The following is a 14,132-nucleotide window of genomic DNA, read 5'->3' on the forward strand; positions in this document are numbered from 1 at the left end:
CTGGCGCGGCTTCTGGAGATGAAAAAATGCTCAAACAAATTCGTCCGGCGCTCGTCCTGCTGGTTCTGATGACCCTGATCACAGGGGGCGCTTATCCGCTGCTGGTCACGGCTGTGGCGCAGCTGGCCTTTGCCGAACAGGCCAACGGCAGCCTGGTTCGTGATGCCAGCGGGCAGGTGCGTGGTAGCAGCTTGTTGGCCCAGCGTTTCGAAGGCGCGCAGTGGTTCCATCCGCGCCCTTCGGCGGGGGACTACGAGACGGTGGCCAGCGGCGCCAGCAACCTGGCACCAAGCAACCCGGAACTGGCCGACCAGGTCCGTGCGCGGGTAATCGAATGGGGAGGCAGCCCGACGGAGCCGGTGCCTATGGAGTTGGCGACGACTTCGGCCAGCGGGCTCGACCCGCACCTGACGCTGGCTGCCGCTCGCTTCCAGGTATCACGGGTCGCCGCCGCTCGGGGAATACAGCCCGAGCGTCTGGACCGCTTGTTGCACGAACACCTGGAAACCCCTCTGGTGGGGCCCGCCGTGGTCAACGTGCTGGCTCTGAATCTCGCATTGGCCGACAATCGTCTGCCTGCCCCTAGCGAGTGATGTGAATGAGCGATGCCCTGCGCGCGGATGCGCTGCTCGACGATGTTCCGAGGGAAGGCCGTGGGCGTCTCAAGGTTTTCCTCGGAGCCGCGCCCGGGGTCGGCAAGACCTACGCGATGCTGCAGGCCGCACAGCGCCAACGACAGTTGGGGCGCGACTTGCGGGTGGGGGTGGTCGAGACCCATGGCAGGGCCGAAACCGAGGCGATGCTCATTGGCCTGCCCGCTCAGCCGCTGATCCGCAGCGAGTATCGCGGCATCACCTTGGCAGAAATGGATCTCGATGGCTTGCTGGCCGTGCGGCCGAATGTAGTGCTGGTGGACGAACTGGCGCACAGCAACGCGCCCGGTAGCCGCCACAGCAAGCGCTGGCAGGACGTGCTGGAACTGCTCGAAGCAGGCATCGATGTCTATACCACGGTCAATGTCCAGCATCTGGAAAGCCTGAACGATCAAGTCCGTGCGATTACAGGGATACAGGTCCGGGAAACGGTCCCGGACTGGATACTGCAGGAGGCCGACGACATCCTGCTGATCGACCTGCCACCGCGCGAGCTGCTGGAACGCTTGCGCGAGGGCAAGGTGTATGTTCCTGAACAGGCCCGGGCGGCTATCGACGCATTCTTTACGCAGACCAACCTGACGGCCTTGCGTGAGCTGGCAATGCAGACTGCCGCCGCTCGGGTCGATGCCGAGCTGAACCGGCGTTACCGCTTGCAAGGTCAGTCGGCACCGGCCGTTCGTGGTCGCCTGCTGGTCGGTATCCACGGTAACGATGCTGCCGAAGGGCTGGTACGGCACGCCGCACGCGTTGCGGAGCGTAGGCACCTGCCGTGGTCAGTCGTGTATGTGAACACCGGGGCGAATCGCAACGAGGCCACATTGGGCCATCTTCAGGCTGCCCAGCAGCTCGCTGAAAGATTAGGCGCCGAGGTGGTGGAGCTGCGTGGAGAGCGAGTAGCCCGCACATTGATCGACCACGCGTACGAGCGCCGCGCTACGTTGGTCCTGGTCGGACGTAGCGGAGCACGACGGGGCCTGAAACGCTTGTTCATGCGTTCAGTCGCCGAACAGCTCATCGCGGCAGGTCAGGGGCTGGAAATCAGCATCTTCGACCAGCAGCGCACGCCCTCGCGTAGTTCGGGCCGGGCGACGAGGCCGTTCGAATGGCGCACTTACCTGCTGGCCTTACTGGCCACGTTGGTGGCGACTGGCGCTGCACTCGTGCTGTCGCGCTATCTTGCGCTGCCCAACATCTCCCTGGTGTTTCTTACAGCGGTATTGATGGTGGCGGTGCGTAGTAGCCTGGGCCCGTCGCTGGCCTGCGCCGGGCTGTCGTTTCTTTTTTACAACTTTCTGTTCATACCACCGACCTTCACTTTTATCGTGGCGCGGCAGGAAGATGTGCTGACGTTGCTGTTCTTCCTGCTGATGGCGGTTCTGGCAGGAAATCTCGCCAGCCGTCAGCGTCACCAGTTGCAGGCTTTGCGGCAGGCGCAAGCGGAGACTACGGCGCTGCTCGAGCTCTCCGGGCGGCTAAGTGCTGCCACCGATATGCAGGCCGTTTGCGCAGTTGCGGTTCACCAACTGCAGTTGCTTTCGGACGTTGAAGCCGTAGTGGCGACGCGTACGAAAAAGGCCGAGTGGTCGTTCAAGGGTGATGTTTTGCCGGTTTTGAGTGACTTGGAGCAGGCGGCGGCTGAGTGGTCCTGGAAACATGGACAAGCTGCGGGGCAGGGGACTGATACCTTGCCTGGCGGCCAGTGGTGGTGGCTGCCACTCTCCAGCGATGGGCAATCGCTGGGCGTGCTTGGTATTCGGCCGGCCCCTGGGAAACAGCTACCGCCGGCCAAGGGTCGACTCATTGCCGCTCTGGCCCAACCCGTGGCGCAAGCGTTGGGGCGCGCAACACTTGCCAATGAACTTGAGGCGGCCCGGCTGCATGGCCAGAACGAAGAGCTGCGCAGTGCCTTGCTGGCTTCCGTTTCGCACGATTTGCGCACACCGCTGACCGCCATGCGCGGGTCCATCGACTGCCTGGCCAGTCTGGGGGCGGGCATGAGTGAGACTGACCGGCAGGAGCTTCTGGATACCACGCGGGACGAAGCGGAGCGGCTGGATCGCTATATCCAGAACCTGCTGGATATGACGCGGCTGGGCCATGGCGGTCTCAAGCTGATTCGCGACTGGGTGACGCCGGCCGATATTGTCGCCAGCGCCCTGCAACGCCTGCAGCGAGTCCTGGCTGGTTTCCAGGTCGTGCTTCGGATTCCCGACCGGCTGCCGCTGCTGTACGTCCACGCGGCGCTGATCGAACAGGCGCTGGTCAACGTGCTGGAAAATGCTGCGCGATTTTCCTCGCCGGGAGGGTCCGTGGAAGTGGCAATTTCAGCGGCCCCCAACGCGTTGCGTTTCATCGTCAGGGACGAGGGGCCGGGCATTCCCGAAGCGGAGCGAGAGAAAATCTTCGATATGTTCTACACCGCTGCACGGGGAGACCGGGGCGGTCCGGGCACCGGGCTGGGGCTCGCCATCTGCCAGGGCATGATCGGCGCTCATGGCGGGCGCGTACTGGTTGATGATGGGCTCAATGGCCGAGGCGCAAGTGTGATCCTGGAACTGCCGCTATCGCCGCAGCCGGAAATGGAGGACGGTCTTTCGTGAGTGGCGAATCGGCAAGTGTTCTGATCATCGACGATGAGCCGCAGATCCGGAAATTCCTTCGCATCAGCCTTGTCTCGCAAGGCTATCGGGTGGTCGAGGGCGTCGATGGCCGCGATGGTCTGACCCGTGCGGCGCTCGAGCGGCCGGATCTGGTTGTGCTGGACCTTGGCCTGCCTGACATGGACGGCCAGGTCGTGTTGAGCGAGCTGCGCGGCTGGAGCCAGGTGCCGGTGATTGTGCTGTCGGTACGCTCCAGTGAGGCGGAAAAGGTCAGGGCGCTCGATGCTGGCGCGAATGACTACGTCACCAAGCCATTCGGTATTCAGGAATTCCTCGCCCGGGTGCGCGGGCTGTTGCGTCAATCCACGGTTTCTGCGAGCACGACCGCCCAGGTGGTTGCAGGTGCCTTGTGCATAGACTTCGCGTTCAGACGGGTCAGTCTGGACGACCAGGCCGTGAGCCTCACCCGCAAGGAGTATGCGGTGCTAGCGGAGCTGGCCCGTCACGCTGGGCGGGTGGTGACACAACAGCATTTGCTGAAAGAAATCTGGGGGCCGTCCCACGGAGGCGACAGTCACTATCTACGTGTCGTCATCGGGCATCTGCGGCGCAAGCTTGGCGACGATCCGGCTGCGCCGCGCTTTATCGTGACCGAGCCCGGAGTCGGGTATCGCTTGGTCTCGGACGCATGATGCGCGCACCTGAGCAGCACTTCATCGCTGCCAGAGAATGAGCGGCAGCTCCAGCGGCACCGCCAGGCCCAGCGCGGGGCTGGGTACGACCCGAGCCGTGTAGTCGGCCTCAGGGCGCTGGGTGCTCAGCTCAGTCCGGTAGCTGGCGTATGAGCCTTCGTGGTGCTGGAGTTGCAACGTGTGGACGCTGGCCGGCTCCGCTCCCTGCGATTCGGCGAACAGCTGCACGGCTATCTGCTCCGGTTCGATTCGGCCCAGGTGCAGGCGCGCCTCGACATGATGAGTGTCACGCTCGCTCCGCCACTCAAGCTGTTCGAAGGCCAGTTCGTGCCAGTAGCTGCGCAGGCTGGTGATTCGGCGCGACATCTCGGTGGCCAACGCAGAACCATCCGCGCAGCGTTGCCGGTAGCTGCTGGACAGCGGCAGGTAATAGCGCTCAGTGTATTCGCGCACGGTTCGGTCGGCGGAAAAGCGCTCCACCAGAGCACTCATGCTGCGGCGCATGCGTTTCACCCAGGCGGTGGGGATGTCCTGCTGGTCGCGCTGGTAGAAGCAGGGCACGACTTGCTCTTCGAGTAGCCGATACAGCTGTTCGGCGTCCGCGGCATCGTGTTCGGGTTCGTGCTCCAAGCCGTCGCCGACGGCCCAGCCGAGGTCGGCGGCATAGGCTTCGGCCCACCAGCCGTCGAGCTGCGAAAGATTCAGCCCACCGTTGGCCAGGACCTTCATGCCGCTGGTGCCACTGGCTTCCCACGGGCGGCGTGGGGTATTCAGCCAGACATCCACGCCCTGCACCATGTGCCGGGCGATACGCATGTCATAGTCCTCGAGAAAAACCACGTGGCCGGCAATATCGGGGCGCGCGGCGAACCGCTGCCATTCGCTGAGCAGCGCCTGGCCTGCGCGATCGGCGGGGTGCGCCTTGCCGGCAACCAGCAGCTGCACCGGGTAATCGCGATGGGTGAGGAGGCGCGCCAGCCGTTCCGGGTCCTGCAGCAGCAGGTTGGGGCGTTTGTAGGCGGCGAAGCGCCGGGCAAAGCCCAGCGTCAGCCGTTGCGGATGCAGGCGCGAGCCGGCGAATTCGATCTCCGCAGGCGAGGCGCCGTGCACCGCGAGGCTGCGGGCCAGGTGGCTGCGTACGAAGCTGAGCAGTTCGCCACGAGCATGCTGGCGGATCTGCCACAGCCAGCGGTCATCGACCTGGGCCAGAAGATCGTCCACTGAGGCCTGGTCGGTGCCGCGCCAGGGAATCTCATCGCCATGCAGCTCATACCAGTGGGCTTCGGCGTCCGGCGATACCCAGGTCGGCAGATGGATGCCATTGGTGACATGACCGATCGGCACCGACTCGAGCGGCCAGCGCGGATAAAGCTCGCGGAAGATGTAGCGACTGGTGCGGCCATGCAGCTGGCTGACGGCATTGACCGCGCCGGCCCCGCGCGTTGCCAGGTAGGCCATGTTGAATGGCTCGTGTGGGTCGTGCACATGCTTGCGTCCCATGGCCAGTAGTGACTGCAGTGGGATGCCCAGTTCGTACTCGGCATAGCGTTCCAGGTACTTGCTCAGCAGCTCAGGCGGAAAACGATCGAAACCGGCTTCGACAGGCGTATGGGTCGTGAACAGATTGCCGGCCCGCGTTGCGTGGAGGGCGACTTCGAACGACACGCGCTCCCTGGCCATGTAGCTGCGGGCGCGTTCGAGTACGGCGAATGCCGCGTGGCCGTCGTTCAGATGAAGTACGTCGGCCTGCACACCGTCTGCTTCAAGCAGCCGCCAGCCGCCGATGCCCAGCACCAGCTCCTGGCGCAGACGCATCTCGTTGTCGCCGCCGTAGAGTTCGCTGGTGATCAATCGCGCAATGGGTGGGTTGGCAGGGTCGTTGGTGTCCAGCAACAGCAGACGGTGGCGTCCGACCCTGGCCTGCCAGCCGCGCAGCCAGATCTGTACGCCGGGGAGTTGGATCGCGAACCTTAGCGCTGTACCGTCAGCGTCGAGCAGCGGCTCAATGGGCATCTGCCGTGTGTCGTTGACCGGGTACAGCGCCTGCTGGTGGCAGTCCGGACCAATACTCTGGCGAAAATAGCCGTGCTGCCAGAGCATCCCTACTGCGGTTATCGGCACGCCGAGATCGTTGGCCGCCTTGAGCTGATCGCCGGCGACATTGCCGAGCCCGCCAGAGTAGATCGGCAGCGCCTCGCTGAGCATGTACTCCATCGAAAAGTAGGCGACGTGCGCGAGTTTCTCTCCGTAGTGCTGGCTGGCAAACCAGGTTGGTCGTTCCAGCCGTGCCTGCTGGGCTTCAACGATGCCTTCCACCAGACGATGGCATTCGGCGCGCTGCAACAGTGCTTCCAGCCTCTGCTCGGGCACGGTGCTGAGTACCAGGCTGGGATTGCGCGTGAGCTGCCACAGGTCGTTGTCGAGCAGCTGCCAGAGGTCATCGTTCTGGCTGGTCCAGCGGATGGACTGGTCGAAGGCAAGCTGGCGCAGGGTTTCCGGGGTAATCGCGGGGCGTTCGGATACGGGCGTCATGCGGGCTCTCTCGTCTGGACTGGGCGCACGGTACTTTCCAGCATAGGCCGACCGTCGCGGCTGATGGCAAGCGCCTCAGCGTCGGGCGTCGGCCTTCGGTTGCGGTACATCGCCCGGGGTGACGGGCTCTTCGTCGATGGTTTCCTCGGCCAGCTGCTCGTCGTCGCGGTCGGCTTCGAGGCCATGCTGCTCTTCAGTGTGCTTGGGGTCGTACTGCAGCTCGATGAACACCGGGAAATGATCGGAGCCGATATCCGGAAGCCGCAGCAGACGGATGAAACGGAAATGCGAGCTGTGGAAGAAGTGATCCAGCGGCCAGCGCAGAAACCAGTGATGGGCATGGAAGGTGTTGTACATGCCGCGGCCAACGCGTGGATCGAGCAGGCCGCTGATCTTGCGGAACAGACGCGTGGTAGGTGACCAGGCGACATCGTTGAGGTCGCCGCTGACGATGATCGGGTCATCGTTGTCCTGGATGCTTCTGGCGACCACCAGCAGTTCCGCGTCGCGCTCGGTGGATTCTTCATTCTCGGTCGGGCTGGGCGGTGCCGGATGGAGGAAGTGCATGCGCACCGCGAGGTCGTCGCTCACACGCACCCGAGCATGCATGGAGGGCACGTCGTCCTCCACCAGAAAGCACAGCTCTGGCTCTTCCAGCGGCAGACGTGAAAAGACATGCATGCCGTAGAGGTTATCCAGCGGGCAGCGGATGCTGTGCGGATACTCTTCGGCGAGTTGTTCGAGCTGCGCTTCCCACCACTGGTCCGATTCGAGGGTCACCAGAACGTCGGGGCGATACTCGCGGACCAGCGCCAGCAGCCGGTCGGACTGCCGATTCGACCCCAGCACGTTGGATGACATCACCCGGATGCGCGGCCCTGTGGCATCTGCCTCCACCCGGCGCACCTCGTTGCGCCAGGGACGTGTGTAGGGCACGACCCACGCGAGCTGGTAGACCAGACACGCGCCGGCCAGGGCGGAGATCAGGTATTGCCAGGGTTGGCTGTAGTCGAGCAGCAGGCCCTGAGCAACGAGCAGAGCGACCAGTAGCGCGCCGAGCTGCAGGCGAGGAAATTCCCATACGCGCACCCACCAAGCGCGATGCCGCCAGAGCGGCAGGAGTGTGACGAGCACAAAGAGTCCCGTGGTGAGCAGCAATATCCCTTCGATCATGACGTTTCCCGTTGCGGCCGATCAGTTCGGCAATCAGGCGTGCATTCCAGATTGGTTCCAGGACCGAGGTATTCGACAGGCAATCAAGCGAAGCGTCGCAAACGAATTCGGTTTGCGCCCATTCCTTGTTGGTGCACGCGCCGAAACCGGCGCCGGAGCGGCAACCGGTGCGGGCGCTGGGATCAGTTTTCGACCGAAAGCATGCCGCCGGTCAGTGCTGGTAGGTGCTCCGGCTGACAGAGCGTGTTCTGGCCTTGCAGATAAGGCAGCAGGATAGGCGCCATGCCCTTGAGCGTCTGTACCGGCAGCGCCGAGGTGAAGCGGAAGCTGTCGGCGGCGCGTCCCGGCACATAGGCCGTCAGTGTGCCGAAGTGGTTGGGCCCGAGATAGAAGACGAAGGTGGCTGTGCGGTTCAGCGCCAGCGAGCTGATCAGCCGGCCGCCAGCACCGACGCTCTGGATGCGGTTGTCACCGGTGCCGGTCTTGCCGCCCATTCGCAAAGCGCTGCCGTCCTGCTGCACGAAACTGCCTTGCAAACGCCGCGCAGTACCGCCTTCGACGACATTGGCCAGTGCATCCTGTAGCGCGCGGGCCACTTCGACCGGCATCACCCGCTTGCCGGTCCCGGTGGCAAGGCCCATGCGGGTTTCATAGGGCGTGCCCTGGGCGAAGTGCAGGTTGTCGATGCGCACGCTGGGCAGGCGGACACCATCGTTGAGGATGATGCCCATCAGATCGGCCAGCGCAGCCGGCCGATCACCCGAGCTGCCCAGCGCGGTCGCCAGTGACGGCACCAGGTTGTCGAACGGATAGCCCAGCCGCTGCCAGCGGCGATGAATGTCGGTGAAGGCCTCGACCTCCAGCATGATGCGAATCCGGCTGTCGCGCGCGCTCTTGTGCCGGCTGCGGAACAGCCAGCCGTAGACTTCCTGGCGCTGCGCGCGGCTGTCGGCAACCACTTCGGAGAGCGTCGCCTGCGGGTGGGCGATCAGGTAGCCCAGCAGCCAGAGGTCCAGCGGGTGCGTGCGGGCGATGTAGGCCTGATCGGGCAGGCTGTAGGCGCCCGGGCCATAGCGGGTGTAGAGCGCATCCAGCTTCTTGTCGTTGAGATCGGAGTCCGGCAGATGCTGCTTGAGAAAACTGTCGAATACCGGCCGCTCGGCATCCGGCATCAGGTAGCGATGCACGGCCGCCAGGCGCACGGGTGTCGGCCGCATGCCCTGCAGGAAGGTCTCGATGCGCTGCTCGGCGCTCTTGTTGCGGTACTTCTTCCAGAAACGTTGCAGGAACACCGAGCCCTCGCGATCGGCGAAGCGGGTCAGGTATTCCTGGCGGCGCGGGTCCTTGTCGTCCCCCAGCAGCTCGGCGCTGTTGATGGTTTCGTAGGTGCTGTAGCTCACCAGATCACGCATCAGCCGCACGAACGGCAGATTGATCGACTCGCGCAGTGATTCGCGCACCGTGGGAATGCGCCCGTCGTCTTCACGGCGGAAGTTGCCGAAGCGGTGCATGCCGGCGCCGGTGAAGAAGCGTTCGGCGGGGCTGGCCGAGTAGCGTCGCTCCAGCGCCGCGTCAAGCATGCGCTCCAGGCTGCGGTCGCTGTGTGTGGCCAGGTAATCGATGGCCCAGCGGCTGAGATTGGCCTTGGCGTTGATCTTGCGTAGCTCGCTCGGGGTGAGGTCCGAGTAGCGTTGGTGCAGTTCGGCGATGACCTCGAGATAGGTGGTCAGTACGCGCAGCTTGGCGGTTGAACCCAGCTCCAGCTTGCTGCCCTCGTTGATGTCGAACGGCTGGTTGGTGTTGTCGGTCTGCACCCGCACCTGGAAGCCTTCCTCGCCGCGCTCGAACAGCGTGAAGCTGTAACGCACGGCGGCGGTCTTCTCCGGGGACAGCATGCGATCACCAAACAGCCCGACCGATTCGGCGAAAGCGGGATCGGCCAGGCGCACCAGGTACTCGCTGATCTGTGCCTGCAGATCACCCTGCAGCGGCGTGCTGGCGGTGAGGTCCAGGCGATCCAGGTCGTACAGCGGCAAGCCGAGCAGCCCGGCCAGACGCATGCGCGCGACGGTGATGCCCTTGGTGGCTTCCACCTGCCGGATCGCCGAGTCGCGACTCGGGCTTTGTCCGAGGACGCGCTGGCCCAGCGCTGCGTCGCGCAGGCCGGCATCGATGATGCCGCCGTTGGCCAGCAGGCGGATGTGACTGTCGGTCAGCGTTGCCATTTCCTCGCGACCGGCACCCAGGTAGTACGACGGACGCCGCTGTGCGATCAGCAGCGACAGCACCTGACGCAGCGCCAGACCGCGCGCCTGCGCATCGACCTCGTCGGCGCTATGTGGATCGAGCAGGCGATTGACTTCACGGAAGTCGGCGCCGAACCACAGCCGCAAGCCATCGGCGATGCCATGCACCTCACCGTGCCCGGGCGCCGCCGAGAGCGGCACGCTGTTGAGGTAGTCGCGCACGATGCGCTGACGGGTGGCCAGGGTCTGCGGGCCCTCGCGATAGGTACGCACGCTGGCGGAGATCATCTGTCGGATCTTTTCCTGCGGATCGCCGGTGCGGCCTTCGGGTGAATGCCGATACTTCTCGACCTGGGTGGCCAGGGTGCTGCCGCCGGCGGCCTGGCCGCTGAGGCCGAGGCGCTTCTCCAGCTGGCTGATCGCCGCCTTGGTGAAGCGCGGCCAGTCCACCGCCGGGTTGGCGTGGGGGCGGCTGGCGTCCAGCAGGCCACGGTCCTCGATGAACAACAGGCTCATCACCACCAGCGGTGGGATGTCCTCGAAGCGCTCGTAATACTGGCGTGGATAGCTGTTGGTGTAGATCGGCACGCCGCGGCAGTCGTTGATGGTCAACCCGGCCTGGGAGTCCTCGGGGTAGGGCGGAAAGAATCCGCGGTGGGTGTAATCCAGCAGTGCCCGCGAGAAGCGTGCCTGCTCCTCGATCCTGAAGTTGCGCTGTGACAGCTGTTGAATGAAGCGCGGCAGATCGACGTAGCCCAGGCGGCGGTCGAACGGGCCGTCTTCTGGGAACTGAATGCGTGGGCTCGGCCCGGGTTTGACCACGTAATCCAGATCGGCCGCATAGCGGCTTAACCAATGCGATTGCCACCGGGCGCTGTCCAGCTCCTGCCAACCGAGATAGCCACCGCCTGCCAGCAGCGAAATGCCGACGAGCAGCGCCAATCGGCGTGCCGTCTTGCGACGGCCTTTAGCTGATGTGCGGGATGATTTGGGGGAAGGGGCGCGCTTGCTACGCCCATCCTGGGATGTCTTGTCGGACCGCCATACTGCGCCCATGTATGCCTGGCTTCCTAGCAGTGCTCTACGGCAAGCATAGTTCGCCCGCACGGCTTAAGCGATGGCGGTTTGACGAACGGAGCGGCTCAAGCACGAGCCTTGAAGCGGAGGCGGTGGGGCGCTTGGTGAGTTGCTCGTCGTAGCTGTGGACCGCTACTGTGAGACGTGCATCGTTCGGGGCTTGGGAGTAGTAATGAAGGGCAATAACGATTGGATACGGCGCCCTGACGAGCCCGGCCCCCTTGAGCGGCTTGAGGCCTACTTCAGTGGCTACGGTTACGCTCCCCACAGGCATGACACTTATGCGATCGGCTGTACGCTCGCCGGCGTGCACCGTTTCAACTACCGCAAGAGCGCCCGCTACAGTCTCCCTGGAGATACCTTCGTGGTGTATCCCGACGAGTTGCACGACGGCGAGGCGGGGAGCGAGGCGGGTTTTCGGTACCGGATAATCTATATCCAGCCTGCGATGCTGCAGGGGCCGCTCGGTGGGCAGCCATTGCCTTTCATCAATGATGGGATATCCCGTGATCCACGCTTGCGGCGTGTCGTCTGGGCGCTGCTGTCTTGCCTGGACAACCCGATAGAAGAGTTGGAGCAGCAGGATGCGCTGTTTGATCTGGCCCAGGTCATGTCCGTCGTAGCCGGGAAAAGAGTCAATCGACGACGAGCCGACTTCCGCGCCGCCGAACTGGCTCGGGAGTACATGCACCATCATCTGGATGGAGCTCTCAGCCTTGACGAACTCGAGCGGGTTTCCGGCCGGGATCGCTGGAACCTGTCGCGCGATTTTCGCGCCCTGTATGGCACCAGCCCATACCGCTACCTGACGTTACGTCGCCTAGATCATGTTCGGCGGTTGCTTTCGAACGGGATATCAGTGGCCGACGCGGCACTTGTTTCGGGGTTTAACGACCAGAGCCACATGAGTCGCCACTTCAAACAAGCCTATGGACTTACCCCTGCACACTGGGCACGGCTGATGCGGCTGAGCTGAAGTCAGCGCGCGGTTGCACGATCGTACAAGAATCCTTCGGCGGCACTACTCACACTTCGCTGCGCATGTCATCGCGCAGCTCGGAGAGTGGTGTAATTGTTAGAAATAGTAGAGAACGCGGACCCGGCGGCGCCCACGCTCGTAACCGGCAGCGCTTTGAAACAGGCCCTTCCGGCGGCATTGTCGGTCATGCCGGTTGCCATGCTGTTCGGCGTGCTTGCCGCACGGTCCGGCTGGTCGGTACTGGATGTTTTGCTGCTCGGCTTGCTAGGTTTCACTGGCAGCGGGCAGTTTGCAGCATTGCCGCTGTCCGAAAGTGGCACGGGGTTCTTTACGCTGCTGCTTGTAACTGCATCGATCAATTGTCGTTACCTGCCGATGGCGATCTCGACTATACGACGGATGCCTCGATCTGCATTCGCGCGCGCCTGCAGTGCGCACATGCTAGGCGACGAAGCCTATGCCTGTGAACGGGACGACGAGCCGATCGACCGGATGCTGCAGATACGCAGCGCGATATTTCTAACCTGGGTACTGGCAGGAGCCTTTGGCGCTGTGATCGGTGGGGTTCTGCCTGAAGATTGGCTCAGCAACGATTTCAACCTCGGATTTCCGGCGAGCGCTGTGTTGTTTTACCTCGCCTTGTCGCAGCTGAAGGCACGGCGAGCGCACATTCGGCGCCATCAGGTCGCCGGGGCAGCTTTGATCTTTCTTTGTGCCGCAGCTTCCCTCGGACTGATCCTGACGCTTGGTCCTGTGTACTTCTGGATCCCCGGCGTATTACTCGTAGCCTTGCTATTGAACGGAGTCAGAGCATGAACGGGGCGGTCCTGATTGCCACCGCCGCGCTGCTGATCACCAGCTTGTTGGTCAGAGTCGTGCCAGTATTCGTCAGCATGCCGCTCGGCGCGGGCGGTCTACGCATCGTCGGGCAGATCCTGCCGACCGCGGTGTTCATCAATCTCGCAGTCTACGTCGCATACAGCGAAATCAGCGCTGCACCGGCTGCTGCTGCGACGTCACTATTGGGTGTCGCTCTGCTCGCCATCAGCGGCCGAGTCGGTCTGGTTGGCAGCATGCTGGTCGGTGCAGCGCTCTACTACACAGCGGGAGCCCTCATCGGCTGATCGAGTCAGAACCAGCGATCGTTACGCTTACGGCCGCGGGTGAGCATTGGCAGGATCAGGCCCACCAGCAGCCCAGCACCGGCGATGCTGCCGCCATAGACCATGTACTGCATGAGCACCTGCTTGTTCTCGTCGCCGAGCCGCGCCTGGGTCGTACGCAGTTCGGACTGTGCTTCGGTCAGCTCCGCCTCGAGGGCGATGCGGCGGGCGTCGAGTTCGTCGATCAGGGCTTTGCGCGAGTCCAGGGTTTCCTGCATGCCCTGCACGCGGACCTGCCAGCTTTCGTCGATGGTCTTGAGTTCCTCGCTCAGTTCTGCGACCTGCTGTTCGAGCTGCGGCAGGCGCTCGGCCTGGCCGGGAACGTCCTGCAGTTCCTTGCTGGGTATCCAGACGTTGCTGCCGGACTCCGAGCGTACCTGGCTGTAATCGCCCTGAGTGCTGATCAGCTCGACCTTCTGCCCCGAGGTCAGCGTGCCGACGATGCGATAGCCGTCGGTAGGGCCGCTGCGTACGTAGGTATTCAGACTGTCGCTGACCCAGCGCGTGTTATCCGAGGATTCCTGGGCGTTTACGGGGCCGGCAACAAGCAGGGCGCCCAATAGACTGGCGCCGATGACTTGGCGCGGCTGGGGAAAGCTGAACCGGGAGAGCAAGGCAAAAAGATGAAGAGATATGGACATGAAAAGTTCGCGTTATTGGAAGAATAGGACCCAAGCGTGGGGTGGTGAGGTCGACTGCATCTGGCACGCGAGACTCTGGGCCAGCCGCAGAGAAAAGCACCGCTTTTAGTGGCCGGACGCGGTGGCAGCCACAGATCGGAGCCTGACGTGCAAACGGCACGAAAATGAAGATGCTCCGCGGGTGCATCAGCTGACTGACCGTCCTCCCCGGCGAAAGTTCAGGCGGTTTTTGTCGGGCTGACAATGCTGGCGATGAGGGGCGGCGAGCTGGGAAACTGCAGTCGATGCCAGCCGCAAGCGGCTAAAACCGCGGGGTGGGGCGGTGCGAGACCGAGCCGGCCTCTATGCCGGCATGGCTATGGGAGCTTCGGTG

Annotated in this window: 10 protein-coding genes; 6 read left to right on the plus strand and 4 right to left on the minus strand. The window is 63.6% G+C overall.

All coding sequences use genetic code 11. From position 1 onward, the window contains the following. Positions 1-26 precede the first annotated feature (26 nt). From kdpC to CXK91_RS01310, 3 genes are read left to right on the plus strand one after another with little or no spacing between them, the layout of a single operon-like run. Positions 27-593, plus strand: coding sequence for a potassium-transporting ATPase subunit KdpC (gene kdpC / locus CXK91_RS01300; RefSeq protein ID WP_103454613.1), 567 nt, complete (start codon positions 27-29; stop codon positions 591-593). Between the two features lie 5 nt (positions 594-598). Next, a complete protein-coding gene (locus CXK91_RS01305) occupies positions 599-3,256 on the plus strand; it encodes a sensor histidine kinase (RefSeq protein ID WP_103454614.1) in 2,658 nt (885 codons plus the stop codon). After that, complete coding sequence (locus CXK91_RS01310; protein WP_103454615.1) at positions 3,253-3,948, plus strand: response regulator; 696 nt, start codon at positions 3,253-3,255, stop codon at positions 3,946-3,948. Before CXK91_RS01305 ends, CXK91_RS01310 begins: the two co-directional genes overlap by 4 nt. Before the next feature lie 21 nt (positions 3,949-3,969). Here CXK91_RS01310 and glgP read toward each other — a convergent pair whose 3' ends face one another. The 3 genes from glgP to CXK91_RS01325 all read right to left on the minus strand — a co-directional run bounded on the left by glgP (position 3,970) and on the right by CXK91_RS01325 (position 10,955). Beyond that, positions 3,970-6,480 (minus strand): alpha-glucan family phosphorylase, encoded by a 2,511-nt coding sequence (gene glgP / locus CXK91_RS01315; protein ID WP_103454616.1) that lies wholly within the window; start codon positions 6,478-6,480, stop codon positions 3,970-3,972. Between the two features lie 75 nt (positions 6,481-6,555). Further along, on the minus strand, positions 6,556-7,653 hold the full coding sequence (locus CXK91_RS01320; RefSeq protein ID WP_103454617.1) for an endonuclease/exonuclease/phosphatase family protein: 1,098 nt from the start codon (positions 7,651-7,653) through the stop codon (positions 6,556-6,558). A gap of 182 nt (positions 7,654-7,835) precedes the next feature. Next, the gene (locus CXK91_RS01325; RefSeq protein ID WP_256055581.1) at positions 7,836-10,955 is read right to left on the minus strand and encodes a transglycosylase domain-containing protein; all 3,120 of its coding nucleotides are present in this window, start codon (positions 10,953-10,955) and stop codon (positions 7,836-7,838) included. Positions 10,956-11,148: 193 nt separating this feature from the next. On the opposite strand from CXK91_RS01325, the gene CXK91_RS01330 reads away from it, so the two are divergent. The 3 genes from CXK91_RS01330 to CXK91_RS01340 all read left to right on the plus strand — a co-directional run bounded on the left by CXK91_RS01330 (position 11,149) and on the right by CXK91_RS01340 (position 13,079). Then, positions 11,149-11,952, plus strand: a complete 804-nt coding sequence (locus CXK91_RS01330) for an AraC family transcriptional regulator (protein ID WP_014820421.1) — start codon at positions 11,149-11,151, stop codon at positions 11,950-11,952. A 96-nt stretch (positions 11,953-12,048) separates the two neighbouring features. Further along, positions 12,049-12,771 carry an AzlC family ABC transporter permease gene (locus CXK91_RS01335; protein ID WP_103454619.1) on the plus strand — a complete coding sequence of 241 codons (723 nt, stop codon included), beginning with the start codon at positions 12,049-12,051 and terminating at the stop codon, positions 12,769-12,771. Next, on the plus strand, positions 12,768-13,079 hold the full coding sequence (locus CXK91_RS01340; RefSeq protein WP_014820419.1) for a hypothetical protein: 312 nt from the start codon (positions 12,768-12,770) through the stop codon (positions 13,077-13,079). The genes CXK91_RS01335 and CXK91_RS01340 overlap by 4 nt, the downstream gene beginning before the upstream one ends. Positions 13,080-13,084: 5 nt before the next feature. Here CXK91_RS01340 and CXK91_RS01345 read toward each other — a convergent pair whose 3' ends face one another. Then, complete coding sequence (locus CXK91_RS01345; RefSeq protein WP_046619511.1) at positions 13,085-13,759, minus strand: TIGR04211 family SH3 domain-containing protein; 675 nt, start codon at positions 13,757-13,759, stop codon at positions 13,085-13,087. Positions 13,760-14,132: the final 373 nt, after the last annotated feature.

This window comes from Stutzerimonas stutzeri, from assembly GCF_002909485.1.
GTDB classification, from domain to species: domain Bacteria; phylum Pseudomonadota; class Gammaproteobacteria; order Pseudomonadales; family Pseudomonadaceae; genus Stutzerimonas; species Stutzerimonas stutzeri_AH.

What these genes read in the sequence shown, in the direction of transcription:
- kdpC (WP_103454613.1), top strand. Translation starts at nt 27, where the DNA reads ATGCTCAAACAAATTCGTCCGGCGCTCGTCCTGCTGGTTCTGATGACC.
- glgP (WP_103454616.1), bottom strand. Translation starts at nt 6,480, where the DNA reads ATGACGCCCGTATCCGAACGCCCCGCGATTACCCCGGAAACCCTGCGC.
- CXK91_RS01345 (WP_046619511.1), bottom strand. Translation starts at nt 13,759, where the DNA reads ATGTCCATATCTCTTCATCTTTTTGCCTTGCTCTCCCGGTTCAGCTTT.
- CXK91_RS01340 (WP_014820419.1), top strand. Translation starts at nt 12,768, where the DNA reads ATGAACGGGGCGGTCCTGATTGCCACCGCCGCGCTGCTGATCACCAGC.
- CXK91_RS01305 (WP_103454614.1), top strand. Translation starts at nt 599, where the DNA reads ATGAGCGATGCCCTGCGCGCGGATGCGCTGCTCGACGATGTTCCGAGG.
- CXK91_RS01320 (WP_103454617.1), bottom strand. Translation starts at nt 7,653, where the DNA reads ATGATCGAAGGGATATTGCTGCTCACCACGGGACTCTTTGTGCTCGTC.
- CXK91_RS01330 (WP_014820421.1), top strand. Translation starts at nt 11,149, where the DNA reads ATGAAGGGCAATAACGATTGGATACGGCGCCCTGACGAGCCCGGCCCC.
- CXK91_RS01325 (WP_256055581.1), bottom strand. Translation starts at nt 10,955, where the DNA reads ATGGGCGCAGTATGGCGGTCCGACAAGACATCCCAGGATGGGCGTAGC.